The sequence below is a fragment of the Methylobacterium nodulans ORS 2060 genome, from assembly GCF_000022085.1.
Classification (GTDB): domain Bacteria; phylum Pseudomonadota; class Alphaproteobacteria; order Rhizobiales; family Beijerinckiaceae; genus Methylobacterium; species Methylobacterium nodulans.
This window is the reverse complement of record NC_011887.1, coordinates 87,272-113,003: the sequence shown is the minus strand read 5'-3', so window position 1 is coordinate 113,003 and position 25,732 is coordinate 87,272. Positions and strand designations below refer to the sequence as shown.

Sequence of the window (25,732 nt, the reverse complement as noted above, 5' to 3'; positions counted from 1 at the left end):
CGACACGCCCGCGACGTGATCACAGGCGCACGCTTCGCAATCTCAGCGAGTTCCCGATGACGCTGACCGACGACAGGGCCATGGCCGCGGCCGCGATGATCGGCGAAAGCAGGATGCCGAAGGAGGGATAAAGAATGCCCGCCGCCACGGGCACGCCGGCCGCGTTGTAGATGAAGGCGAAGAACAGGTTTTGGCGGATGTTCTTCATCGTCGCCCGGCTGAGCTGCAGCGCACGCTCGATGCCCTGAAGATCCCCTTTCAACAGCGTGACGCCGGCGCTTTCGATCGCCACGTCCGTGCCCGTCCCGATGGCAATACCCACATCGGCAGCCGCGAGCGCCGGAGCGTCGTTGACGCCGTCTCCGGCCATTGCCACGACCCGGCCTTCCTTGCGCAGCCGCGCGACGATCGCGCTCTTGTCCTCGGGAAGGACCTCCGCTTCCACCTCGGAGATGCCGAGCCTGCGGGCGACGGCCTGTGCGGTCGTTCTGTTGTCGCCGGTCAGCATCACCACCCGGATGCCCCGCGCGGTCAGCTCCCGGACGGCCTGAGGCGTTGTGGCTTTCACCGGGTCGGCGATGGTGAAAAGCCCGGAAAGGACGCCGTCCGTCGCCATGAAAATCACCGTGGCCCCTTCGTCGCGGAGCTCTTCGGCCTCGGCGCTCATGGCGGAGATGTCGACCCCTTCCTCGCCCATGATCGTATGACTGCCGAGGATCAGCTTCCGCCCCTCCACCATGCCGGTCACGCCCTTGCCGACCGGACTGTCGAAATCCTGCGCATCGCCGAGAGCAAGGTTGCGCTCGAGCGCGGCGTTGACGACGGCGAGCGCAAGCGGATGCTCGCTGGAGCGTTCGAGGGTCGCGGCCTGACGAAGCAGCTCGGTCTCCGAGATGCCCTCGGCCGGAACGATCGCCGTGACTTTCGGCCGCCCCTCCGTCAGCGTGCCGGTCTTGTCGACCACCAGCGTATCGACCTTCTCGAAGCGTTCCAGGGCCTCGGCGTTCTTGATCAGAACGCCCAGCCCCGCGCCACGGCCGACGCCCACCATGATCGACATCGGCGTCGCGAGGCCGAGCGCGCAGGGGCAAGCGATGATGAGGACGGCGACGGCCGCCACGAGCGCATGAGCAAGGCGTGGTTCTGGCCCGACGAGGAACCAGGCAAAGAAGGCGATGATTGCGATCACGATGACCGCGGGCACAAACCAGCCGGAGACGTCATCCGCCAACCGCTGGATCGGCGCACGCGAGCGCTGCGCGTCGGCGACCATGCGCACGATCTGCGAGAGCATGGTGTCGCGACCGACCTTGGCGGCCTCCATCACGAAGCCGCCCGTCTGGTTCATCGTCCCGCCGATGAGCTTCGCACCGGGCGCCTTGGTCACCGGCATGGACTCGCCGGTAATCATGGATTCGTCGACGGAACTGCGCCCTTCGAGCAGCGTGCCATCCACCGGAACCTTTTCGCCCGGTCGCACGCGCAGCCGGTCGCCGACAACGACCGCATCCAGCTCGATGTCCTCGTCGGTCCCATCCGCCTTCACCCGGCGCGCAGTCTTCGGCGCGAGATCGAGGAGCGCGCGGATCGCGCCGCCGGTCTGCTCGCGGGCGCGCAGCTCGAGCACCTGGCCCAGGAGGACCAGCACGGTGATGACGGAGGCCGCCTCGAAATAGACCGCGACCGACCCGCCCATCGTGCGCAGCGTCTCCGGGAAGATGCCCGGCATGACCGTCGCCACGACGCTGTAGACCCAGGCAACGCCCGTGCCCATGGCGATGAGCGTGAACATGTTGAGGTGTCGGGTCACCAGCGACTGCCAGCCGCGCTCGAAGAAGGGCCACCCTGCCCACAGCACGACCGGCGTGGCGAGAACGAGCTGCACCCAGTTCGATATCTGGGGGCTGAGCCACATGTGCAGGTCGATCAGGTGCCCGCCCATCTCCAGCAGGAAGACCGGCAGCGTCAGCACAAGGCCCACCCAGAAGCGCCGGCGCATGTCGAGGAGTTCGGCGCTCGGGCCGGTCTCCAGCGTCGGCGTTTCCAGCTCGAGTGCCATGCCGCAGATCGGGCAGTTGCCCGGTTGCGGCTGGCGGATCTGCGGATGCATGGGGCAGGTGTAGATGACGCCCTCAGCGACCGGCGCAGCCTTGCGCGGCATCGCCTTGCCGGCCGCATAGGCGGCAGGATCGGCGTCGAACTGTCCTTTGCACCTGACCGAGCAGAAGTGATGGGTCTGGCCACCGTACTCGGTATGATGAGGGGTGGTTGCCGGATCGACGTCCATACCGCAGACCGGATCCTTCGCGGTCCCGGCCGGGGGCGATTTCTTGTGGTGATGGGACCCATGGCCTTCACGGTGATGCGCGTGCTGGTGATTAGACATCGGCGGGCATCTCCTAGCGCGCGTAAGCGACGGAGGTCATCATCCCAGCCGCCATGTGATAGAGGTGGTGGCAATGCAGCGGCCAGTGCCCTGCATTGTCCGCATCGAACGCGACCGTGACGGTCGCCATCGGCGGCACCAGGACCGTATCGCGAACCGCTCCCGAGAAACGGGCGCCGTTGATATCGACGACCTGGAAGTGATGGCCGTGCAGATGCATCGGATGCGCCATCATCGACATGTTGTGCATCGAGATCTCGACGCGGTCGCCCTGCTTCACACCGAGCCCATCGCCTGCGCCCTCGATGTTCCAGGTATAGCCGGACATTGTTCCGGTCAGCATCAGCGCGAAGGTCCGGTCTGCCTGCCGTACCGCCAGCGGCTGCACGGGTCGCAGCCGCTGCTCGAGCGCAAGGTCGAGGACCGGCCCCTTGCCCGCCCCGGTCGTGTCGATCTTTCGCACGCTGGCGCCGGCCGAAGCGAGGATGATGCCGGTCCGCTCCGGAGCGCCCTCCCTGAGCGCGAGCACCGGAAGGGCGCCTCCGTCGCGCGGCACTTCCACACGAAGATCGATCCGCTGCCCCATGGAGACCGGAAAGGTGCGGCCGGCGACCGGCTGCACGTCCTGCCCGTCAACCGCGATCAGCGTGGCGTCGAGCGAACCGGTATCGACGGTGAAGGCGGTCGCGGTCGCACCGTTGATGATGCGCAGCCTGACGCGCCCGCCCTTCTCGACCTGCACGACCTCAGGGTCGGCCAGCGTTCGGTCGTTGGCGAGATAGGCATCGTACTCGATATCGTTGAGGTCCATCGTCCCATGGTCCATCGTCCCAGAGCCCAACGCACCGGGTTTCATCGCGCCATGGTTCATCGTGCTCATGTTCGTTCCGCCATGAGCGCCGCCATGCCCCTCCTTGCCCTTGAGATCGGCGAGCAGCTCTTCCGGTGACTTGAACGAGAAATCGTGCAGCAGGATCACGACCTCCTGCTCGTCTTGCTTCAGGTCCTCGGCAGTGCGCACGATGAGCGGTGCGGCAAGAAGGTCCTGCTCCTGCAGCGTATGAGCGTGCATCCAATGGGTGCCGCCTTTCCCGACCGGAAAGCTGTAGCGCCGCGTCTCAGCCGGCTCCAACATGGCCGCAGGATTGTTCGGGACGCCGTCCTGCTCCCAGGGCGGCGTGAGCCCATGCCAGTGGATCAGCGTCGGCGCGTCGATCTTGCTTTCGAGAGCGACGTCGAAGCGATCGCCCGCGTTGAACGTCAGGCCGGATCGCCCGTGCGGCCCAACCAGACCGAAAACGCGGGCAGAACGGCCGTTCACATCGAGCGTGCGACTGACGAGGGTGAGTGAAGCGGAATTTGGTGCGGCGGCGAACGCTGCCGCACCAAACGGGTGCGTTAGGCCGACGGCCCCACTCGCGACGGCGCCCGCGGAAAGGCCTTGCAGAAAGTCACGACGTGTCATGTGTCTGTCCTCACAGAGTGGCGGCCGTTGACGAAGCGGACGAGCCGCAGGGTCGCAGCCGCGAAAGGGCGCCAGATCGCTTGTCCGCCCGGCATCGGAACGGGCCGATCGGCAGCCTCATTCCCGCGCAAGGAATCTGGCATCGTTGGCCGGCGGGTGAGGACCTGGTGCCCGCAGAGCGCGAACGCCGTGGAGCGCGATCTGGCATCGTCACGGCGACGCCGGATCGTGACACGACCATCTGTCTGGCTCCTTTTTCACACGACAAAGACCTACCTCCGCTCCATTCCGATCCCCGGCAGCGTGCAGGTTCCAACGGTGGGAAGGTCAAGGCCATATTATCGTTTTAGGGGGTTGACCTTCCAACGGTGACAAGCCCCAATTGTCTCGGAGGCGATGTAAGGAGACCTCCATGTATCACTTCAATATTCCCGACATGACCTGCGGCGGTTGCGCTAGGTCGGTCACCAAAGCGCTGCAGAGCGTCGATGCCAACGCCCGGATCGACACCGATCCGGCAAAGCGGGAAGTCCGCGTCGAAAGCTCGGCCGACGAAGCCGCTTTCCGTGCCGTTCTGATGCAGGCGGGCTACCCGGCAGACGAAAAGCTTCCAGCAGCCTGAGCATCTTCGCCGGGCGTCAAGCCGGGCGCACTCGGCGTAGTGAGCTGAGACACCGAGGCGCCCACTGAACGGCCTCTGAACCGTCCGCAACTGAAAAGGTCATTATTTTGCCACAAACGATACCCGCCGCATGATTGCGGGACCGGGTAGAAAACTATTTGGCCTGTGCCCCCCCTTGCACTTGCGTCACCCACACAATGCCGTATGGTCAGCTGTCATGAATCGTGGCTGCCGCACGTTCTGGGCTCTCCTCACCGCGCTCGCTGTTTTCCTGGCGAACGCGAGCTGGGCAATTGACAGTGCCGCCCTTGCACACGGCGCGGCGCCGGTTCATGCCCATCCGTCCGCATCCAAGCATTCGAGCGCCACGGACGGGTACCAGCACGACGAAATGAAGACGGGGGTCGCCGCTCACTGCGCTGACGAAGGGCGGTCAGGCTGCGAACCCGACGGCAATGCTGGGGACCGCGCGCAGTCTTGCTGTGGCACGATAGCCTGTCATGCTGTCATCCCGGCAACGAGCTGCGAGACAGCCTTCACCCCCTTGATCCGGAGCATTCGAGCCTTGCCGTTTGACGACACCGTCAAGCAGCAAATGCTTGGTCGTCTTGATCGCCCTCCTCGGTCCGCCGGCGTGTAAACGTCGGCCGGTAACCATGGCGATCTGAACCTCTGACGGATCCTATCCGTCACAACGTCCTGTCCCCGGATATCAGCCGACGTCCTTCGTGGCTGCGCCCAGCGCCGCCGCTGAAGGGTGCCATCCAAAGCCGAGCAGCGCCGCTCGCTCGGCCGACCTGGCTGATCTTCGAGGGACATAATGAAATTCATCTTCCTGATGGCGACGGCTGTCGTCCTCTCCTCCTGTGCTGAATTCCCAGCAATTCAGGTAGGAGCCGACCCCGCCGATCCCCGCGCGCCTGTGCGGCTCTCCCGCTATACCCCCGTCACAGCGGGAACCGCCGACTATCGGCCGGTCGAGCCGAAATCTTGGATTCAACAAAATGAGCGGGTCGCTCCCCGAAACGGGAGCAAGCCATGAAGCCGCCCATCCGAAACCATGCGGACTCGCGCCTTGCCGTTCCTGCGAAGAGGCTCTCTCTTATCGGCACCATCACCTTGGCATTGGGTGGGTGCGTAACAGTCACGCCCGACGGCGGAATGCAACCCGTCGCGCAAGAGGTCGCCGCGGCGATTTCGAAGGAGACAGTCAAGATTGCTTCGCAGGCAGACGCCGCAGATGCGCAAGCTCGGGCCAAGGCGCTTCTGAACAAGCCGCTCACCGCCGGCACCGCAGTCCAGATCGCGCTCCTCAGCAATCGCGGGCTGCAAGCGGAGTATAATGCGCTCGGCCTATCGGAAGTCGATTTCGTCGAAGCGAGCCTGCCGCCCAATCCGACGGTGACGCTCGGCCGCGCGGTGGTCGATGGTACGCTTGATGTCGAACGGCGCATCATCGCCAATCTCCTGGCGCTGCTGACGCAGCCGACGCGGCGGGCGATCGGCGAATTGCGGTTCGAGGCGGCGCGCTATCGCGCCATCGATGGGACGTTCCGCACGGCTGCCAATGCCCGCAAGGCCTATTATGCGGCCGTCGCGGCGCGGCAGAAGGTGAACTTTCTCGAACAGGCCCGTGCGAGCGCCGATGCGGCCGCCGATCTCACGCGCAGTCTCGGCGAAACGGGTGCAGCGAAGAAGCTCGATCAAGCCCGTACGGCCGCTTTCTATGCGGAGGTCTCCAATGAGCTTGCGGCGGCTCGGCTCGAAGCAGGAACGACGCGGGAAGCCTTGACACGCAGCCTCGGTGTGTGGGGCAGCGACATCAACTACAAACTCCCAAGCGAGTTGCCGCGCCTGCCGCAACGGCTGCTCTCCCAGCAGACGGCGGAAGCCGATGCAATCCGCAAGCGTGTCGATCTCATAGCCTCGCGGCTCGATCTTGATGCGCTTGCCACGTCGCTGCGTCTCGACCAAGCAACCCGCTACGCCTCGGCCTTCGAGCTCGCGGGCTTGTCACGGTTCGAACGCAGCAAGGTCGACGGTATCGTCGAGAAGACGAGCTCGGCGGGTCATTCGCTCGATCTCGCTATCGAGATCCCGATTTTCGATCTCGGCGAGACGACGCGGCGGCGCGCCGTTGAAACCTACATGCAGGCGGTCAACCGCTTTGCCGAACAGGCCGTGAATATCCGCTCGGAGGCGCGTGCGGCTTATCTGACCTATCGCGCCGCCTACGACATCGCGCTCGCCTATCGCAATAAGATCGTGCCACTGCGCCGGACGGTCAACGAACAGTCTCTGCTCGAATACAACGGCATGCTCATCGACATCTTCGTGCTGCTGACGACCTTCCGCGAAGGCATCGACAGCAATATCGCGGCGATCGGCGCACAGCGCGACTTCTTCATCGCCCGTGTCGATTTCGACGCGGCAATTCAGGGTGGCGGCTCAGGGCCCGGCGCGGCGATCCGCGTTGCCGCCGGCCAGTAATCGGGAGAACATCATGTCAGTTTCACGTCGAAATTTTCTCAGTGCTGCTGGCGGTATAACGCTCGTCAGCGCCAGTGCGGTCTCTGGTCGAACGGCCTTCGCTTCGGTGCCTGAGGCGCCGACGATGAAGAGCCCTCAGATGCAGCCGCCGCTCGTGCCCAAAACCGGACCTGACTACAATCCGGTGGTGACGCTCAATGGCTGGACCCTGCCATGGCGCATGAACGGCGATTGGAAGGAGTTTCATCTCGTTGCCGAGCCTGTGGTGCGCGAGTTCGCGCCCGGCATGGTTGGGCATTTGTGGGGCTATAACGGCCAGTCGCCTGGACCGACCATCGAGGCGGTGGAAGGCGACAAGGTCCGCCTCTTCGTCACCAACAAACTGCCTGAACATACGACGATCCATTGGCACGGGCAGCTTCTGCCCAGCGGCATGGACGGCGTCGGCGGTCTCACGCAGCCGCACATCCCCGTCGGCAAGACATTCGTCTACGAGTTTCAACTGCAGAAGAGTGGGACATTCATGTACCACCCGCATGCCGATGAAATGGTGCAGATGGCCATGGGCATGATGGGGTTCTTCGTCGTGCATCCGAAGGATCCAGCCTTCCGGCGGGTCGATCGTGACTTCGTCTTCTTGATGGCGTCATACGACATCGAGCCTGGTACCTATGTGCCGCGCGTCGCCGAGATGACCGACTTCAATATGTGGACGTGGAACACGCGCGTTTTCCCCGGCATCGATCACATCGTTGCTGGCAAAGGCGACAAAGTCCGCATCCGCTTTGGCAATCTTACCATGACGAATCATCTGATCCATATGCATGGCTACGATTTCAAAGTGTCGTGCACGGACGGCGGCTGGGTGCCGGAGGAGGCGGCGTGGCCTGAAGTGACGATCGATTGCGCGGTCGGGCAGATGCGCGCTTTCGACTTCGTTGCCGATAAACCGGGCGACTGGGCGATCCACTGCCACAAGTCGCATCATACGATGAATGCCATGGGGCACGATCTCAATACGTTCATCGGCGTCGACAAACGAAAGGTGGCCAAGAAGATCAAAAGGCTCGTGCCAGACTACATGCCGATGGGCACCGCAGGCATGGCGGACATGGGCGAGATGGAAATGCCACTGCCTGACAACACCCTGCCGATGATGACCGGCTGGGGGCAATTCGGCTCCATCGAAATGGGCGGCATGTTTTCTGTCGTGAAGGTGCGAGAGGGCCTCGCTGCCAATGATTACAAGGATCCGGGATGGTTCAAGCACCCGGAAGGTACGGTCGCCTGCGAATGGAAGGGTGAACCGAAGAAGACCGAACGCGCACCCTCCCCAACGCCTGCGCGCCGAACTGCCGAGTTCAATGTCGTGAAGCCCGGCAGAAAATCCCCCCACGACAATCATTGAGAAGGAGCCATCATGAAGATCCAGATCATCCTCGCTGGCGCCGCGGCCATGTTCTTATCAACCGCTGCGTTAGCAGACCCTGGCCACTCCCATGGCGATGACCGCGCCTATGGCAAGCCGGGCAACCCAAAGCAGCCTGCACGCGTCGTCCAGGTCACCATGCGCGAGTCGGACGGAAAGATGGAGTTCGTCCCAAATCGCCTTGAGGTTCTCCGCGGAGAGCAAGTCAGGTTTGTTCTTCGCAATAACGGCGAACTCGATCACGAGATCGTCCTCGGAACGCTTGAGGAGAATCTTAAGCACGGTGAGGAAATGCGAAAAAATCCGGACATGGAGCATGACGATCCGAATGCAAAACGGCTCGCTCCGAAGAGGACCGGCGAAATTCTCTGGAGGTTCACGAAAGCAGGTGAGTTTGACTTTTCCTGTCTGATCCCGGGGCACCGCGAGGCCGGCATGTTCGGCACAATCATCGTGAAGTAACACACCGTAAGAGAGAGACAAAACATGCGTAAGCTCATTATTGCCGTTGCCGCTGCGGCGTTCTCAACCGCCGTATCGGCGCAGACCGTGCCGAGCAACGGGCAGGTTACCAAGATCGATGCGGCCCAGAATAAGCTGACGCTCAAGCATGGGCCCATCAAGAATCTGGACATGGATGGAATGACCATGGTCTTCTCCGTCGCCGACCCGGCCATGCTGAAGACTCTAAAGGTCGGAGACAAGGTCAAGTTCGATGCCGATCGGGTGAATGGTCGTCTGACAGTCACCAAGATCGAGAAATCGAAGTGAATGGTCGCAGGATCGCGCCGACCAGACGCGCCCCTGCTTCCGTCCAGTGGCGATAGTAGCCACATGGCCGTAGCCTCCAGATCATGCCGGTTCCGGCTTCGCACTGACCTAGCCCGACCAAGCCACGTGTCGAGCGGGTCGTCGTCGCGTTACCCGAATATGCGCAGACGGCGAACTCGTGGAGCGGAACCCGTCATCGAAAGACCGATCATGACGAGACTATTGAACACACCTCTACTGCATCCGTTCATCACGGTATGGGCTTCCTTGTCACGCGCAGGCTTACTTTGGCTCGTGGTTGTCGGTGCCGCTGCTGCCAACGATGGCGGACTGGCTTCTGCGCTTCAAGCAGCTCAATGTCCGCTTGGGCGCGTTGAGCAGATTTACAAGTCGATGACGATGCAGGTGTACAAGGTCGACTGCAAAGACCGGCGTGACGGACAACTGATCGTCACGTGTACGCGAACGGGTTGCCGCCCATCCGATGGACCGACAAGCGCGGAGGAAAACGCATCAGGACCGTAAAGCGTGGAAAGGCAGTTCAACTACGGATTTCCTTTGTCCTCGATCGCGATTTCGGGAACGCGGCGCTTGCGCGCTTCCTCCTTAGGCGCCTGGTGAAATTGGCGCGAATATCTTGCCACATATAGCAAAGTACGATCCGGTAAATCTTAGCGACCGACTGTAGCGCTCATGGGTAGCTGGCGAAGAATTCCGTCGAACCGTCTTTGCGCAATAGGGGTTGCGTGGGAGTCTCTGCAGGATTGCACGCTAAGCGAAGCGGAACCGGGCTGGGTTGAAGCGGCCGGTGCGCAAGGGCCTGAACCTCTCGCGCGGGTGCTCGATCTCCGACCAGAGATAGTCGCCCGTGAGCGCGATGTGGTCCCATTTCACCGGCCCGACGTGCGAGAGTAGCTCGTCATCAAGCTCGACGCCCTGGCCGCGAACGTAGTGGACCGTGCGGGCGAGGTACTTCGTATTCCAGAGGATGGTGGCGTTCACGACCAGGTTGAGGGGCCTGTCGCAAACGCGAACGCGATGATGTTTACGGGTCGTCAGGCATACCCACCCAGCTTGCCGCCTCCGCTCCGGAGCCGGCCCATGATCCTCACCGCCCTCGGGCTTGTCACGTTGTCGGAATAGCCGCGAGAAAGCCGACGTTGGCCCCTTTCAGGCCGGCGCGCCCGCCGCACCGCGCCACATCGCGAACGCCTCGGCTCGGAAGAGCCGGTGCGTGCGAGCCGAGACGAGGTGACGAGGAACGGTGAAGGTGTTGTAGGTGGCCGCGGGCATCGACAAGACCCGCTGGGCTGAGCCAGGCGACTCGAAGCCCTGCAACTTCGCCTCTCGTCGTCGCACCGGCACATGCGAGCTCTCCGCCCGGTTGTTCGCCCGCTTGCGCTGGACGTGATCCACTCGGCTCAGCTTCATCTCACGAAGCGCGGCTCCGTAGGCCGGGCACTTGTCCGTGACCCAGGTCTCCGGTGCCATGCCCTGCTTCTTCAGAAGCTTGCGCATCAGCTTCTGAGCCGCGCGCCTGTCCCGCTTGGTCTGGAGCAGCACGTCCAGCACCTCGCCTTCGGCGTCCACGGCCCGCCACAGGTCCATCTGCGTGCCGCTGATGCGCACGAACACCTCGTCGAGGTGCCATCGCGCGTGCGGCTTGGGGCGGCGGGCTCGCAGCCCGCGTGCGATCGTCGGACCGAAGGTGAGAACCCAGCGTCGGATGCTCTCGTACGTCACTGTGATCCCCCGCTCGGCCAGGAGTTCTTCGACGTCGCGAAAGCGGAGGGTGAACCGGAGATACAACCACACAGCGCGTTGGATGATGTCACGCGGGAAGCGGTAGCCGGAGTACGAGAGCACGGTCATGCGACCCGGCTACGCTGCGCGCCAGCCCTCCGCAAGCCAGCGCCCAATCAACGGGACAAGCCCTGGCGGCCGTCTCCGCCTCCGGGATCGACATGATTCGCCTGGAGGAGGACCGACAGGCCCACCAAAGCGAGATCGCGGCGCTGCTCCAGCGCAACCTCGCCCAAGCCGACTCTCTCGGCCTACAGGGCACACCGGTCTTCCTGATCGGGCCGCTGAAGGTCGCCGCCGCGCTCGACTACGATGGGTTCAGGCAGGCCGTCGCGCAGGCTCGCGCCAGGGGCCGATCGTGATGCGGTCCGCCTCTCGTACCCGGTGCTGATGGCCTCGCTTTCGCTAGGCGCCTACACGGCCTCGCCAGGGGCCCAGGCATCAGTCGCGTCGGTTTGGTCGATTACCGGACGCAACGCCATGCACGGGTACATGGCCTCAACGGACGAGCCGTTCCTGGTGGGGGCGGCCGGCTCTCTTGACCTCAAGGCCCCGACGTGCACCGGGTCGACGAGGAGCCCGAAAGGGAGCCGGCTGGCACCCACAGGCGGTGAGTGGCCACAAATCGCTCCGGAGCAAGATCCGGGCTCGCGAAGTTCTTGTTACGAGCTAGCAGTGGGTGCCTTGATCGGGCGTACGTCCACGCATGTAGGCTTGGGGGCTGAACCCCATCTCGGTCCGAAACGCGTAAACGAACGCTGACGTTGATCCGTAGCCGAGCTCCATGGCTGTTCGGGTCACGTCCAGGCCGCCACCCATCAGCTCGATCGCCTTGAACAGCCGCAGGCGTCGGCGCCACGAGCGGAAGCTCATGCCCACCTCCGTCTCGAAGCGGCGGGCCAGGGTCCGTTCCGACATTCCGAGCTCCCGGCCCCACGCCGCCGGCGCACGTGCGTCGGCCGGGTCAGCGTAGAGCGCCTCGCACAATGCCGTCAGGGATGATCCCCCGCGCGGCCAAGGGAGCGCCCCCGGGAGGGGACGGGCGCGCCGAAGCTGATCTAGGATCAGATCAGACACTCGGCTCGCATAACCGTCACGGTCCGCCTCCCCCTCGATCGCGGCGGCCTCGACGATGAGAGCGTTGAGAAGCGGCGCGACACCGAACACGGTCGGGCTCTCCGGCAGGCCGCGGCCGGCTTCGTCGGCTATCCAGAGGCTGCGGAACTCTGCCCCGAGTAGGGACCCGACCCGGTGCCGAAGACCAGTCGGTAGCCAGACGGCCTGCTCGGGCGAGATCACGAAGGAATGCCCTTCCACCGCCACCGTTAGGACGCCAGAGATCGCGTAGACGACTTGGTTCCAGCGGTGGGCATGCTCCGGGAAGTAGTGTCGCGCCGGGATCGACTGGGCGCGAACTCTGATGGGCTGCGGTGGCGCCAAGCCGGATGGCACCTCGATCGCCTCCCATGTCATGCCGGTCCTCCACTTTGGCTCTTAATCTACACAGTTTGGCAGATCGTCAAAATACGGACAGGAAGCCATCCGCGATAACCAGCGAGAGCCAGCACCTCCCACCACGCTTGGTCAGTCCCCTTGAAGTGGCCCGCCCTGAAGTATGGCTTTGAGCCGACGGAGGACGGAGCGGCTGTGTTGAAGGTCAAGCGGCGAGTGGCCGCCAGGGCGTGCGTTCGCGGACGATGGCGTTGAGCGTCACCAGGAGCTTTCGCATTACGGCCACGAGGGCGACCTTCCTCGGCCGACCGCGCTGAGTGAGCCGCTCATAAAAGGGCCGGAAGGGAGAGCCTCGCCGGATCGCGGTCAGAGCGGCCATGTACAGCACGCCCCGCACTGACGTTCGCCCGCCCGCGATGGACCGGCGGCCTCGCATCAGGCCCGAGTCGCGGTTGATCGGAGCGATGCCGACGAGTGCTGCAAGCTGGTGGCGGCCAATGGTGCCGAGCTCAGGCAACTGAGCCAGAAGCGTGCGCGCGGTGACGTCACCGATCCCGGGGACGGACTTGAGCAACGCCTCGGTCTCGCACCAGACCGGAGAGGCCTTGATGGCTCGGTCGATGTCGCGGTCGAGCTCCACGAGCTCCCGCTCCAAGAAGGCGATGTGCCGGTCGACTCGCCGGATCAGTTGCTTGTCCACGGCTTGATCGCGACGGTTCGTCTCCATACCGATCATCCCGATGATCTGCCGCCGCCGGCTCACAAGCTCGGCAAAATGGCTTCTCTCCGGCTCCGGCAGGGGCCTGGCCGGTGGTCTGATGCGTTCAGCGAAGAGGGCAATGACCTCAGCGTCGAGCGTGTCGGTCTTCGCCAGACGACCCATGGCTCTGGCGAAATCGCGGATCTGGCGTGGGTTGACGATGCAGAGCGGCAGCCCGACCGCTGCCAACGCTGCAGCCACGCTCGCCTCGAAGCCGCCTGTGGCTTCAAGGACGACGAGAGCGACAGGGAGGCGGCCAAGACGGCGAGCGAGGGTATCCAGCCCTTTCGCGTCCCGTGGGACATGCAACGCCTCGTCCGAGGGTCTCAGATGAACGTCGAGGCGGTCCTTGGATACGTCGATGCCGACGAAGATGGTGCGGTGTTCGTCCATGACCCTACCTTGCAAATGCGGGCTCGGGCCCGAGCGGCTGTCCGGGTTCGGGACTGTGAAGGTGAGGGCCGCACCATGCTCTGTCGCGGGCTTGCAAGCCCAAGGCGAACGCGGGCTGACCCTCACCTTGTAGCCTCGCTGGCATCGCTCCAGCGGGCAACTCAGAGATACAAGGCGATAGGAACGAAGAAGCACAAGCCGGAAGAGGTCGTGGCCAAGCTGCGGCAGGTCAACGTGCTGGTTTCGCAGGGGCACAGCGTGGCGGACGCGATCCGCGCGATCGGCGTGAGCGAGGTCACCTACTACCGCTGGCGCAAAGAGTTCGGGGGCCTGAAGACGGATCAGGTGCGCCGGATGAGGGAATTGGAGACCGAGAACGCGCGCCTGCGCAAGGCGATCGCGGACCTCACGCTCGACAAGCTGATCCTGCAGGAGGAGGCCCGGGGAAACTTCTGAGCCCCGCGCGCCGCCGCGCCTGCATCGAGCATGTCCGGACCGTGCTGACGGTCTCCGAGCGCCGCGCCTGTCGCGCGCTCGGTCAGCATCGCTCGACGCAGCGCAAACGGCACTTTCATCGCCCTCCGGGTCGGATCAGCCCCCGGGTTGTCCGGATTTCGACATCACTTGGCATCTCATCGAGATACGGGTGGTAGGCGCTCCGTTATGCACTGCCGGACCCGACGCTTGACTGACCCCGGGTGGGTTCCACACGCCACGTCCGACACCCCGACCGATTTCAGGACCCTGCCATGGCCCCTCTCGACCGCCGCGGCCTGCCCCTCTCGACGACGTCCGATCGTGCCGCCGAATGCTACCGGGAGGGCGTCGACCTCCTCCTCACGGCGTGGCCGGGCGCAGCGGAAGCCCTGGAGGAGGCGGTCGCGGCCGATCCGGACTTCGCCCTCGCCCATGCAGCGCGGGCTCGCCTGCACGCGATGTGCGCCGAACCGGCGCAGGCCAGGGCGCGGATCGCCGCGGCGGCCGAGCGCGTCGCCCGGCGCGGCATTGAACGGGAGCGAAGCCACGTCGAGGTGCTGTCGCTGGCGATCAACGGGCAGCCGGCACGGGCGCTGGAGCGGGCGCTCGGGCACGCTGACGCGTGGCCGCGCGATGCGCTGATCCTGTCCCTGCCCCTCGGCGCCTTCGGGCTCCTCGCCTTCTCCGGGATGACGGATCACGACCAGGCGCGCGTGGACCTCTGCGAGCGCCACGCCCGGCACTACGACGCCGACGACTGGTGGTTCCTGACCTATCGGGGCTGGTCCCACGCCGAGAATGGCGCGGTTAAGCACGGGCGCGCTCTCGCCGAGCGCGGCTTCGCGCTCCGTCGCGCCAACGCCAACGGCGCCCACGCGCTGTCGCACGCGATGTTCGAAGGGGGCGCGGGCGAGGAGGCGGAGGCCCTGATCGCCGAGTGGCTGCCGGGCTACGACCGATCCGGCATCCTGCACGGCCACATCGCCTGGCACGCCGCACTCTCCGCGCTGGAGCGCGACGAGCCGCAGCGCGCATTGGCGATCTACGCCGAGCACGTCCAGCCATCGGTGACGGCAGGGTTGCCCATCAATGTCGTCTCGGACACCGTCTCGCTGCTCTGGCGCATGCAGGCCTACGGCTACAAGGTGCCGGCCGGGCTGTGGGATGACGCCAAGGTCTATTCGAGCAAGTATTTCACTAAAGCCGGCTTCGCGTTCGCCGATGCGCATATGGGCCTGCTGGCGGCGGCGACCGGCGACAAGGCTGCGGCGGTGGCGCGCATCGACGCGCTAACCGATCTCGTGGCGGCCGGCACCCTCGCGGCCGGCCCGGTCGTGCCCGCGATCTGTCGTGCAGTGCTGGCGTTCGCCGAAGAGGACTACGCGGGATGCGTGCGCATCCTGGAGCCGGTCGCGGCGGAGGTGACGCGCATCGGCGGCAGCGGCGCCCAGCGCGAGATCATCGAGGACACGCTGCTCGTTGCGCTGATGCGCAGCGGCGAGGCCGCCAAGGCCCGCGCCCTGCTCGACCGGCGCCTGCACCGCCGCCCGTCGCCGCGCGACACGCGCTGGCACACCCTTCTCATGGCCTGAGAGAGTCCATGTCCCAAGCTGCCATCGAACCGGCGCCTAAGCTCGCGCCCGCTCTCCCTGCGCGGTCCGGAACGGGCAACGTGGCCCGGCTGGCGATCGCCCAGGCGCTCGCCGGCGCGAACTCGACGGTCGTCTACGCGACCGGCGCCATCGTCGGCAACATGCTGGCGCCGAGCCCGGTCCTGGCGACGCTGCCGATCTCGATCTTCGTGGTGGGCATGGCCGCCTGCACCCTGCCGGCCGGCGCCATCGCCCGCCGCCACGGTCGCCGCGCCGCGTTCCTGGCCGGGACGGGATGCGGCGTGCTCGTCGGCCTGCTGTCCGCCCTCGCCATTGTGTCGGGCTCGTTCTGGCTGTTCTGCGCGGCAACGTTCTTCGGCGGTGCCTACGCCGCCGTCGTCCTCTCCTTCCGCTTCGCCGCAGCGGATTGCGTGTCGCCAGAGCAGCGCCCGCGGGCCCTGTCCGCCGTCATGGCGGGCGGCGTGTTCGCCGGGGTGATCGGCCCGCAGCTCGTCACCCACACCATGGACCTATGGCCGCCCTACCTGTTCGCCGCGACCTTCCTGGCCCAAGCCGTGGTGGCGGCCGTGTCGGCTCTCGTCCTGCTCGGCGTCCGGCTCCCGATGCCGAGCGCGGCGGAGACGTCCAGGGGGCGCCCGCTCGGCGCAATAGCGCGCCAGCCCCGCTTCATCACCGCCGTGATCTGCGGGGTGGTCTCCTACCTGCTCATGAACTTTCTCATGACGGCCGCCCCGTTGGCGATGCACCTGTGCGGCCTGTCGCAGGAGGACGCGAACCTCGGCCTGCAATGGCACGTGATCGCGATGTACGCCCCGAGCTTCGTCACCGGGCGGCTGATCGCGCGCTTCGGTGCGCCGCGGGTGGTGGCGGCCGGGCTCGCCCTGACCGCCGCCTCGGCCGCCGTCGGGCTCGCCGGCGTGGACGTGGCACATTTCTGGCTGACCCTGGTCCTGCTCGGCGTCGGCTGGAACTTCGGCTTCGTCGGCGCCTCGGCCCTGGTGCTGGAGTGCCACCGTCCCGAGGAGCGGACGCGGGTGCAGTCGCTCAACGACTTCATCGTGTTCGGAACGATGGCCTTGGGCTCGTTCTCCTCCGGAGGCCTGCTGGCGAGCTACGGCTGGGACGTAGTGCTCTGGATCTCATTTCTGCCCATCCTACTCGCGGTCGGCGCGCTCGTCTGGACAGCGGCTGTGCGCACCACGAACACCCGGCTGGGATAATAATTAAAAGAACGCTAAAGCGTGACAGTGACGGTTACGTGAAAGCCTAGTTATATGATCAGCCCGTCTGCACTCCTGCCGTTTTGTGCTGCCGTGCTCGTCCTCCAGGCTCTGTGTAGAGCATCGGACAAATACGAGAGCGATCATGATCTGGCAGACGATCGCCGCGCCACTTAGTGTACCTTCCCCAAGGCCGATGACGGTCCGTGCCCAGTCCATCCCAGCGCGACACTACTTCTCGAAGCATGTTCACCGTTGGAATCAAGTCGTCTACGCGATCGTCGGCGCGCTGACGGTCGCCACGGAGGGGCGCTCCTTCGTGATATCACCAGAGCAGGCTGTCTGGCTGCCGACTGGCCTGCCGCACCGCGTCGGGTCGCTACTCGGTGCGGAGTTCCGCAATCTGTGGATCGCCGATGAGACCGGCGTGGGCCTTCCGAAGAGCCCGACCGTCTTCAACGTCTTGCCACTGCTACAAGCCCTGATTATTGAGGCTGCGGAGATCGATGGACAGGAAGACCAAGATGGCTACGCGGGCCGCATTGCCGGTCTAATCCTCGATCAACTTCAGCGCGCGCGGCCTCTTCCTGCCGCCCTGTCCTGGCCTCGCAGAGGACCCTTGGCAAGAATATGCGAGGCCGTATACGCCGACCCTCGCGATCCACGCGGGCCCGAGGAACGGGGAAAAGAACTCGGCATGTCGGGGCGAACCCTGGCCCGCCACTTCCAAGCGGAACTGGGTATCAGTTTGCGCTCTTGGCGGCGTCTCCTACGACTTTTCAAAGCGATCGAATTGCTGGGTGGCGGCTTAGACGTGACACGCACGGCAATTGAACTCGATTACGACTCAACATCAGCATTTATCTACGCGTTCCGTGCCGAAATGGGATGTAGCCCACAAGCCTACGTGCGCGGACATGCGGCGCATCGCCGTTTTCCAACCTGCTGCGGAAACGCACCAGCGTAGGGAAGAAGCTCACCAGACTTCAACTCGGTCGAGAAGATTTTTCGCCAAGCTTCAGGATTTAGTTCGAAAGGCTGCAGCCAGCGCATCGTCCGACCAAGCTGACTTCGGTTCGTCGCAGAAATGCGGCTTATACCGCCGCGCGCTTGTGCTGCCCCGTGCTCCTCGACACCCGCATCTCCGCGCAACATGGTTCGTATGAACGGATCAGAGCAAAGGCGCGGCGGTATCATCAAGGCCCAGCGCAAAATCGGATTGCAACGCGGTCAGATCTTGCTCCAGCAGCGAGGAAACTCTCTGCTCAGGCAATTTAACGCATCCTCAGCTGCTTCAAGCGCGGGAAGTGTTGCAGCCACGCCGTGGTAACCGACAACGATGCAGACTGGGCAGCACTCCCCGGCATTGTTCGTCGAGCACGGGATGATAGGTGGGCGCGTCGACTCGTGTCCGGTAATCGATGAAGATTGTCAGCTAGTCGAAAGACAGACGCACTACCATGCGTATAAACGCACTGAGCAGAACCCATTGAGGGCTCGGAGCCAAACATGTGCGGGCGGAGTGGCCAACGAAGGCTACGCGTCCAGCGAGGCTCGCCACCAGTCGATCTAGCCCACGAGGCACAGGCGGTCGATGGCGGCGATAACCAGAAGATTTTCTAGGGAGGTATAGATGAACCGCGTTCTCGCTGGGGCTATCCTGTTCGGCGCGCTCGCCGCCTTTGCTGACCCGTCGTGGGCGCAAGGAAGCGGCTCCAAGACTATCGATGATATCCGCGCTCGCGGCCAGCTTGTCTGCGGCGTCACCGCGGGCGCCGCCGGCTTCTCGCTCCCCGACAGCCGGGGCGTGATGCGCGGAATCGACGCTGACATCTGCCGCGCGGTCGCAGCGGCGACCCTCGGCGAGGCAGACAAGGTCCGCTACGTGCCCACGACCGTCACCAATCGGTTCACGGCGTTGCAGTCCGGCGAGATCGATATCCTCGTGCGCTCGACGACCTGGACGCTAAGCCGCGAGGCCAATCTCGGCCTTGAATTCGCGGGCGTATACTTCTTTGACGGCACCGGCTTCATGGTGAACAAGTCACTTGGTGTAAAGTCCTCCAAAGAACTCAATGGCGCCACGATCTGCATCCAGCCCGGCACCAGTACTGAACTCGCGGTCGCCGACTACTTCCGCGAGCACGGCATGAAGTTCAAGCCGATCCTGATTCAGGACCCAGCGGAAACCCAGAATACGTTCATCTCGGGCCGTTGCGACGCTTACTCGATGGACATATCAGCACTAGCCTCCTTCCGTTTCCAGCAGGGACCGAAGAAGGACGACTACGTCCTGCTGCCTGAGGTTATCAGCAAGGAGCCGGTCGGCGTGATGGTCCGCAAGGGCGACGAGAAGTTCTTCGACCTGGTGCGCTGGTCCATGATCGCACTCCTGCAGGGCGAGGAGAGCGGTGTCACGCAGGCGAACGTCGACCAGATGCTGGATTCCAAGGACCCAACGATTCGCCGCATGCTCGGCTTAGAGGGTGATCTCGGCAAGGCAATGGGTGTTGATAACAAGTGGGCGTACAAAATCCTCAAGTCGGTTGGCAATTTCGGCGAGATCTGGGAGCGCAATATCGCTCCGCTCGGGATTTCGCGCGGCATCAACGCGCTCTGGACCAAGGGCGGCCTGCATTATCCGCCACCGATGCGCTGAGGGTCGCGTCTGCGTCTCCTTCGGGCTTGACCGGGGGAGCGCGACAGGGCCGCGCCGGCCTAGCGGAAGGCGCCATTGCCTGCTCGACCTGTCGTAGATCGCCCCATCCCTTCGTGAGGTGACGATGTCCGGTGCCGTCCTCGATCCCCGCCTGCATCCTGTCCGGGCAGCGCCCCGCAAGAAACTGAACTTCTCATGGTCTGATCCCAGGTTCCGCAACATCGTCTGGCAGGTCGTGATCCTCAGTGCGGTGACGGCGGTCGCATGGTTTCTAATTTCCAATACAAATCGTAATCTTGAGCAGCGCCGCATCGCAACCGGGTTCGCGTTTCTTTCCCGCACCGCCGGCATTCCGATCGGAGAGCATCTGATCGACTATGACCCCGCCGTCAGCACCTACGGGCGCGCGCTGCTGATCGGGGTGCTCAATACCTTGAAAGTGGCTGTGGTCGGGGTGGTGCTGGCCACGCTCTGGGGCACGCTGCTCGGTATCGCCCGTCTATCGCGGAACTGGCTCGTCTCCAAGCTAGCTGCGGTCTACGTTGAGATCATCCGTGACGTGCCTCTGCTGCTACAACTCCTATTCTGGTACTCAATTCTGCAGGCGCTGCCAGCGCCCCGACAGTCCTTCCATCCAGTCCCGGGCGTGTTCCTATCCAACCGTGGCGTGAAGATCCCGTTCGTTGAGTGGGATGAGCCGTATTGGTGGGCACTGTTGGCACTGACAGTGGGCGCAGTCGGGACGTGGGCGTGGTCGCGCGCCGCGACACGTCGGCAGGAGCGGATCGGTACCCGTCCGAAGGTCTGGCCGATGGCGATCTTATTGATGGTCGGCTTTCCGGTGGCAGTCTGGGCGGGACTGGGAGCGCCGTTCGTGGCGGATGTGCCGGAGCTCCGCGGATTCGACTTCAACGGTGGTGGGACGATCAGTCCGGAATACGGCGCGCTCACCATGGGGTTAGTGATCTACACGGCGGCTTTCATCGCCGAGATCGTTCGTTCCGGCATCCTGGCCGTGCCGACGGGCCAATGGGAAGCCGCCGCGGCACTCGGTGTACGGCGCGGCATCATCTTGCGCAAGATCGTGCTTCCGCAAGCTCTGCGGGTGATCATCCCACCGATGACAAGCCAATATCTGAACCTGATCAAGAACAGCTCGCTCGCGGTGGCGATCGGCTACCAGGACATCGTTTCCATTGCTAATACGACGCTCAATCAGACTGGGCAGGCCATCGAGGGAATTGCCATGGTTATGCTGGTCTACCTGGTGATCAGTCTCTCGATTAGCCTATTCATGAATTGGTACAATGGGCGCATCGCGCTCGTGGAGCGCTGAGCCATGTCGCAGACCACCACCGCCAAGATTTCGGAAGCTGCCGGCGACCCGGTACCATCAATCGCCGGCATTCCGGCAGCCCCGATCACGCGCGCCCCACCGCTGGCGGCCGGCGCAGGACCACTGGGCTGGGCGCGGACGAACCTGTTCAGCTCGATCCCGTCCACGATCGTGACATTGGTGCTGCTCATTCTGCTGGCACGATGGGCAACCGAATTCGTGAATTGGGCCATCCTGCATGCCGTCTGGTCCGTACCGAACACCGCGACCGGTCCCGACACTGCCGCCTGCCGCGATGCGAAAGGGATTGGCGCGTGCTGGGCTGTCATTAGCGAGAAGTATCGGTTTATCCTGTTCGGCCGCTACTTGTACGAGGAGCAGTGGCGGCCGGCAATCGTCATCGTACTTTTTATCGGCCTGTATGTTGTATCGGCCATGCGCCAGTTCTGGCGCAAGGAGTTGATTTTAATTTGGATCACCACGCTTACGGTCGTCGGAGTGCTGATGTGGGGTGGAGTCTTCGGACTGACTTACGTACCACAAGATAGTTGGGGCGGACTTCCGATCACGCTGATCCTAGCCACATTCGGTCTTGCCTGTGCCTTTCCGCTTTCGATCCTGGTCGCACTGGGCCGTCGAGCAACTAATCTGCCGGCGATCCGGGTTCTCTGCACGGTTTATGTTGAGCTGATCCGCGGCGTGCCGCTGATCACAGTTCTCTTTATGGCCAGCGTGATGTTCCCGCTGTTCATGCCGGCAGGACTCAATCCGGACAAGCTACTGCGGGCGCAGGTAGCGGTGATCCTGTTCGCCGCGGCCTATCTCGCGGAAGTGGTCCGGGGCGGGCTGCAGACCTTGCCGAAGGGACAGTACGAGGCGGCCGACGCGCTTGGACTTGGTTACTGGCACAAGACAGCCTTCATCATCTTGCCGCAGGCCCTGCGGCTCGTGATACCGCCTTTGGTCAACACCTTCATCGGCTTCTTCAAAGACACTTCGCTCGTGCTCATCATCGGCCTGTTCGACCTGCTGACCGCAGGCAAGGTGGCGATGGCCGACCTCGTCTGGCAGCCCTACAGCACAGAGGTCTATCTCGTGCTCGCGGCCATCTACTTCGCTTTCTGCTACGTCATGGCCCGCTACAGCCGCGGGCTGGAGCAGGGATTCAGCCGTAGCACTAAGCGGTAAGGGGGATCACCATGAGCCAGGCAACGACAATCGACCGGGCCAACGCAGCGACCTGCGAACAGCCAGCCATCATTCTTGACAAAGTAAACAAGTGGTACGGCGCAATGCACGTTCTACGAGACGTGAGCATGACCGTCAGTCAGAAGGAGCGCGTCGTCGTGTGCGGCCCTTCCGGGTCCGGCAAGTCTACCATGATCCGCTGCATCAACCGGCTCGAGATGCATCAGGAAGGTAGAATCATCGTAGATGGCACGGAGCTCACGGATGACCTACGCGCTCTGGACACGATCCGCCGCGAAGTCGGTATGGTCTTCCAGAACTTCAACTTATTCCCGCACCTGACGATTCTGGAGAACTGCACCTTCGCGCCGATCTGGGTACGAAAGATGCCGAAGGCCGAAGCCGAGGAGCTAGCCATGAGCTACTTGCGGCGGGTGAAAATCCCGGAGCAAGCGAAGAAATATCCCGGCCAGCTCTCCGGTGGCCAGCAGCAGCGGGTCGCCATTGCGCGTGCACTGTGCATGCGCCCCAAAATCATGCTGTTCGACGAGCCGACTTCCGCGCTCGACCCGGAGATGATCAAGGAGGTTCTCGACACGATGATCGGCCTCGCTGAGGATGGGATGACCATGGTTTGCGTCACCCACGAAATGGGATTCGCCCGGAAGGTTGCGGATCGCGTCGTGTTTATGGATCGCGGCGAAATCGTCGAGGCTGGATCCCCAGCTTCAATCTTCGAAGATCCGCAGACTGATCGACTCAAGCAATTCTTAAGTCAAATTCTTCGAGGACATTGACCGTGGCGTAGTGCTTGGATGGTTAAGAATGAAGCCTTCGGCGGTCTGGACACACTGAGGCATTGAACCAAACTGCTGCGACTGCCGGCCTCCTAGGACGCGGCGTATGCCGCTGGTCTTGGACGTCCATCTAGGAGCCCGTCCGAGTAAGTACCTCGACGGCGGCGCTTTGGGATGATTCACTCGGCTCATGGCCAAGGTGTTTCGCTCCTGGGACGTCGATCAGGGCTGGCTGCTGCCACCCTCGCTGCATGAGTTCGTGCCGCCCGGGCACATGGCGCACTTCGTGCGCGATACGGTGCGCGAGGCGCTCGACCTCTCAGCCATTCTCGACACCTACACCGAGGAGCGCGGCTACCCGCCCTACCATCCCGGCATGATGGTGGCCCTGCTCCTCTACGGCTACAGCCGCGGTCTGTACTCGTCGCGTCAGCTCGCCCGCGCCTGCGAGGAGCGGGTTGACTTCATGGCCGTGACCGGCCTGAACCGGCCCGACTTCCGCACCATCGCTGACTTCCGCAAGCGGCATCTGACGGCGCTCTCGGACCTGTTCGTGCAGGTGCTGCGGCTGTGCCGGGCGGCCGGGCTGGTCGGCTTTGCCCACGTGGCGGTGGACGGCACCAAGCTGAAGGCCAACGCCTCGCGCCACAAGGCGATGAGCTACGGCCGGATGAAGGCGGCCGAGTCGACGCTGGCCGCCGAGGTCGAGGCTTGGCTGGATCAAGCGCGCGAGGCCGACGCGGCGGAGGATCGGGCTCATGGGACCGACCATCGTGGCGACGAGACACCGGCCTGGATGGCCGACAAGCAGCGGCGGCTGGAGACGATCCGCGCCGCCAAGGCCGCGTTGGAGGCAGAGGCTGCCGATCCGCCCGATCCGGAGGACGAGGACGGGCCGGGGGCCTCGTCGGGCATGCGCTGGCAAGGTCGGCCCTTGCGGGGCGAGGACGGCGGTCCGCCCGACCGGGCGCAGCGCAACTTCACCGACCCGGACAGCCGCATCCTGCCCACGCGCGACGGGTTCGTGCAGGGCTACAACGGCCAGATTGCGGTTGATGCGGCCCATCAGGTGATCGTCGCGCATCGGCTCGTGACGAACCCCGCCGACTCGCGCGCTCTCGTGCCGCTCGTCGACGGCGTCTGCACCCATCTCGGGCGCAAGCCGCGGGAGGTCTCCGGAGATGCCGGCTTTGCCACCGAGGCGAACCTGGCCGCGCTGCAGGAGCGACGGATCACAGCCTATCTCGCTCCGGGCCGTGCCCGTCACGGCGAGGCGGATGCAGCAGGTCGCCGGAGGCTGACGAAGATGCCCCTGATGAGCGCGATGGCCGTCCGCCTGAAGCGGGCTGGGCGCCGGAGCCGTTACCGTCTCAGGAAGCAGGTCGTCGAGCCGGTGTTCGGGCAGATCAAGCAGGCCAGAGGCTTCCGACAGTTCCTGCTACGTGGGCTCGATCAGGTCCGCGGCGAGTGGGCGATGATCTGCACCGCCCATAACCTCCTGAAGCTGGCGCAGGCCGCGCGCTGAGCCTGTGGCGCAGGAGCCATCCGCCCAGATCTCAACCTTAGTCCCAACGCATCAAACCGTTACTCGGACGGGCTCCTAGATCGGCTCGGGCAGGGCGCCCGCTTCGGAGACAGCATGATGAAGATCATCAAGATCGAAACGCTTGAGATCGAACTCTCGGGCCAGTGCGGCATCGCCTCCTGGCGGCCGGTCTTCGTGCGTATCCATACGGACGCAGGAATCACCGGCATGGGCGAGGTTGGGCTTGCCTATGGCACTGGCACCCCGGCCGCTGCCCCGATGATCCGTATCATCGGCGAGCGCCTCGTCCTCGGCAGGGACCCGAACGACACCGAGACTATCTGGGAGCACATGCTGCGCCGTTCGTTCTGGGCTGAAGGTGGAGGGCCGGTCGTTTTCGGGGCGATGAGCGCAATCGACGCAGCGCTCTGGGATATTAAGGGGAAGGCAGCAGGTCTCCCAGTCCACCGCCTCCTCGGAGCGGAGACGCCGCTACCGCTGCGCTGCTATGCCAGTCAGATGCAGTTCGGGTGGGAAGACATCAGCGTCCTGAAAAACAGTCCGTCTGAATATCGTGATACCGCGCAAACTGCGCGAGCACAGGGCTACGACTGCGTCAAAGTCAGCCCCATCTACGTCGCTCCAGATGGTCAACGCGCACGAAATCGCGGTGTCTTCACCCCCGAATTTCGCAAGTTGGCTCGCGCGCGAATGGAGGCTGTCCGGGATGGTGTCGGGCCCGATGCCGATATCATCCTCGAATTGAATTCGCTCACGTCGACAGCCGGCGCTCTTCAACTGGCCGAACTGTTCTCCGACCTCGGCATCCTTTTCATGGAAGAGCCAACTCACTCCAATAGCCCCGAGGCGTTCGTAAAAGTCTCATCGCGCTCGCCGATTCCGCTGGCGACTGGGGAACGGCTTTACACGCGCTGGGGCTTCCTGCCCTACCTCCAAGCCGGCTCCATCGATATGATCCAGCCCGATATGGGATTGGTCGGTGGCGTTTCAGAAGGCATCAAGATCGCGCATCTGGCGCACGCATTCGACGTCGGGTTTCAAGCGCATATCTGCGGCTCTCCTCTAGCTACCGCAATCGCGCTTCAGGTCGAGGCTGCGATTCCGAACCTCGAAATCCATGAGCATCACACCTTCGCCTTGAAATCCTGCAACCGCGATCTGTTCGAGGAGGACCTTCAGCCCGTCAATGGGCACCTGGCTGTCCCTACAGCACCGGGCTTCGGCATGACCTTGAGGAAGGACGCCGAAAAGCGCATGGAAATCTCCGAAGTCAGCTTAGCGTGAGAGCCTCCTCCCACAACCTGCCTGACGGATCTGCGCGATGC

Annotated in this window: 19 protein-coding genes and 3 pseudogenes; 16 read left to right on the top strand and 6 right to left on the bottom strand. The window is 63.9% G+C overall.

The genetic code is table 11. The annotated features are described in order from the left end of the window. Positions 1–19: 19 nt before the first annotated feature. Together MNOD_RS38955 and MNOD_RS38950 are read right to left on the bottom strand one after the other, a co-directional pair. Positions 20–2,386 carry a heavy metal translocating P-type ATPase gene (locus MNOD_RS38955; protein ID WP_012631108.1) on the bottom strand — a complete coding sequence of 789 codons (2,367 nt, stop codon included), beginning with the start codon at positions 2,384–2,386 and terminating at the stop codon, positions 20–22. A gap of 13 nt (positions 2,387–2,399) precedes the next feature. After that, on the bottom strand, positions 2,400–3,851 hold the full coding sequence (locus tag MNOD_RS38950; protein ID WP_012631107.1) for a multicopper oxidase family protein: 1,452 nt from the start codon (positions 3,849–3,851) through the stop codon (positions 2,400–2,402). A gap of 412 nt (positions 3,852–4,263) precedes the next feature. Between MNOD_RS38950 and MNOD_RS38945 the strand changes: the two genes are divergently transcribed. The 5 genes from MNOD_RS38945 (at position 4,264) to MNOD_RS38925 (ending at position 9,163) form a co-directional block, all read left to right on the top strand. Next, positions 4,264–4,473, top strand: coding sequence for a heavy-metal-associated domain-containing protein (locus tag MNOD_RS38945; RefSeq protein ID WP_012631106.1), 210 nt, complete (start codon positions 4,264–4,266; stop codon positions 4,471–4,473). Between the two features lie 1,038 nt (positions 4,474–5,511). Next, complete coding sequence (locus MNOD_RS38940; RefSeq protein WP_012631103.1) at positions 5,512–6,963, top strand: TolC family protein; 1,452 nt, start codon at positions 5,512–5,514, stop codon at positions 6,961–6,963. Positions 6,964–6,976: 13 nt separating this feature from the next. After that, on the top strand, positions 6,977–8,371 hold the full coding sequence (locus MNOD_RS38935; RefSeq protein WP_012631102.1) for a multicopper oxidase family protein: 1,395 nt from the start codon (positions 6,977–6,979) through the stop codon (positions 8,369–8,371). 12 nt (positions 8,372–8,383) lie between these two features. After that, on the top strand, positions 8,384–8,854 hold the full coding sequence (locus MNOD_RS45120; RefSeq protein WP_012631101.1) for a cupredoxin domain-containing protein: 471 nt from the start codon (positions 8,384–8,386) through the stop codon (positions 8,852–8,854). A 24-nt stretch (positions 8,855–8,878) separates the two neighbouring features. Continuing rightward, positions 8,879–9,163 (top strand): copper-binding protein, encoded by a 285-nt coding sequence (locus MNOD_RS38925; RefSeq protein ID WP_012631100.1) that lies wholly within the window; start codon positions 8,879–8,881, stop codon positions 9,161–9,163. Positions 9,164–9,934: 771 nt separating this feature from the next. Here MNOD_RS38925 and MNOD_RS38920 read toward each other — a convergent pair. Continuing rightward, positions 9,935–10,177 (bottom strand): annotated as a pseudogene (locus MNOD_RS38920) (Tn3 family transposase); the annotation flags it as partial. A 156-nt stretch (positions 10,178–10,333) separates the two neighbouring features. Next, complete coding sequence (locus MNOD_RS38915) at positions 10,334–11,035, bottom strand: IS6-like element ISMno6 family transposase (protein ID WP_012631082.1); 702 nt, start codon at positions 11,033–11,035, stop codon at positions 10,334–10,336. 62 nt (positions 11,036–11,097) lie between these two features. Between MNOD_RS38915 and MNOD_RS38910 the strand changes: the two are divergent. Continuing rightward, a pseudogene (locus MNOD_RS38910) lies at positions 11,098–11,328 on the top strand (thioredoxin domain-containing protein); the annotation flags it as partial. Positions 11,329–11,635: 307 nt separating this feature from the next. Here the strand turns inward: MNOD_RS38910 and MNOD_RS38900 are convergent. After that, positions 11,636–12,439, bottom strand: coding sequence for an AraC family transcriptional regulator (locus MNOD_RS38900; protein ID WP_012631099.1), 804 nt, complete (start codon positions 12,437–12,439; stop codon positions 11,636–11,638). 184 nt (positions 12,440–12,623) lie between these two features. Beyond that, positions 12,624–13,571 carry an IS110-like element ISMno7 family transposase gene (locus tag MNOD_RS38895; RefSeq protein WP_012631098.1) on the bottom strand — a complete coding sequence of 316 codons (948 nt, stop codon included), beginning with the start codon at positions 13,569–13,571 and terminating at the stop codon, positions 12,624–12,626. Between the two features lie 177 nt (positions 13,572–13,748). Between MNOD_RS38895 and MNOD_RS38890 the strand changes: the two are divergent. From MNOD_RS38890 to MNOD_RS38850, 10 genes and pseudogenes are all read left to right on the top strand, one after another. Then, a pseudogene (locus tag MNOD_RS38890) lies at positions 13,749–14,134 on the top strand (transposase); the annotation flags it as partial. 186 nt (positions 14,135–14,320) lie between these two features. Then, complete coding sequence (locus tag MNOD_RS38885) at positions 14,321–15,640, top strand: tetratricopeptide repeat protein (protein WP_012631095.1); 1,320 nt, start codon at positions 14,321–14,323, stop codon at positions 15,638–15,640. Between the two features lie 8 nt (positions 15,641–15,648). Next, complete coding sequence (locus MNOD_RS38880) at positions 15,649–16,881, top strand: MFS transporter (RefSeq protein WP_012631094.1); 1,233 nt, start codon at positions 15,649–15,651, stop codon at positions 16,879–16,881. Positions 16,882–17,026: 145 nt separating this feature from the next. Then, positions 17,027–17,848: an AraC family transcriptional regulator gene (locus MNOD_RS45115; RefSeq protein ID WP_012631093.1), complete on the top strand. Its 822-nt coding sequence runs from the start codon at positions 17,027–17,029 to the stop codon at positions 17,846–17,848. A gap of 666 nt (positions 17,849–18,514) precedes the next feature. After that, positions 18,515–19,540 (top strand): amino acid ABC transporter substrate-binding protein, encoded by a 1,026-nt coding sequence (locus MNOD_RS38875; protein WP_012631092.1) that lies wholly within the window; start codon positions 18,515–18,517, stop codon positions 19,538–19,540. 124 nt (positions 19,541–19,664) lie between these two features. After that, entirely contained in the window at positions 19,665–20,876 is a 1,212-nt protein-coding gene (locus tag MNOD_RS38870; RefSeq protein ID WP_012631091.1) for an amino acid ABC transporter permease, read from the top strand. A 3-nt stretch (positions 20,877–20,879) separates the two neighbouring features. Next, entirely contained in the window at positions 20,880–22,064 is a 1,185-nt protein-coding gene (locus MNOD_RS38865) for an amino acid ABC transporter permease (protein WP_012631090.1), read from the top strand. A gap of 11 nt (positions 22,065–22,075) precedes the next feature. Beyond that, positions 22,076–22,861, top strand: a complete 786-nt coding sequence (locus MNOD_RS38860) for an amino acid ABC transporter ATP-binding protein (RefSeq protein ID WP_012631089.1) — start codon at positions 22,076–22,078, stop codon at positions 22,859–22,861. A gap of 190 nt (positions 22,862–23,051) precedes the next feature. After that, positions 23,052–24,386 (top strand): IS1182-like element ISMno38 family transposase, encoded by a 1,335-nt coding sequence (locus MNOD_RS38855; protein ID WP_012631034.1) that lies wholly within the window; start codon positions 23,052–23,054, stop codon positions 24,384–24,386. Between the two features lie 114 nt (positions 24,387–24,500). Further along, the gene (locus tag MNOD_RS38850) at positions 24,501–25,691 is read left to right on the top strand and encodes a mandelate racemase/muconate lactonizing enzyme family protein (RefSeq protein WP_012631088.1); all 1,191 of its coding nucleotides are present in this window, start codon (positions 24,501–24,503) and stop codon (positions 25,689–25,691) included. Positions 25,692–25,732 lie beyond the last annotated feature (41 nt).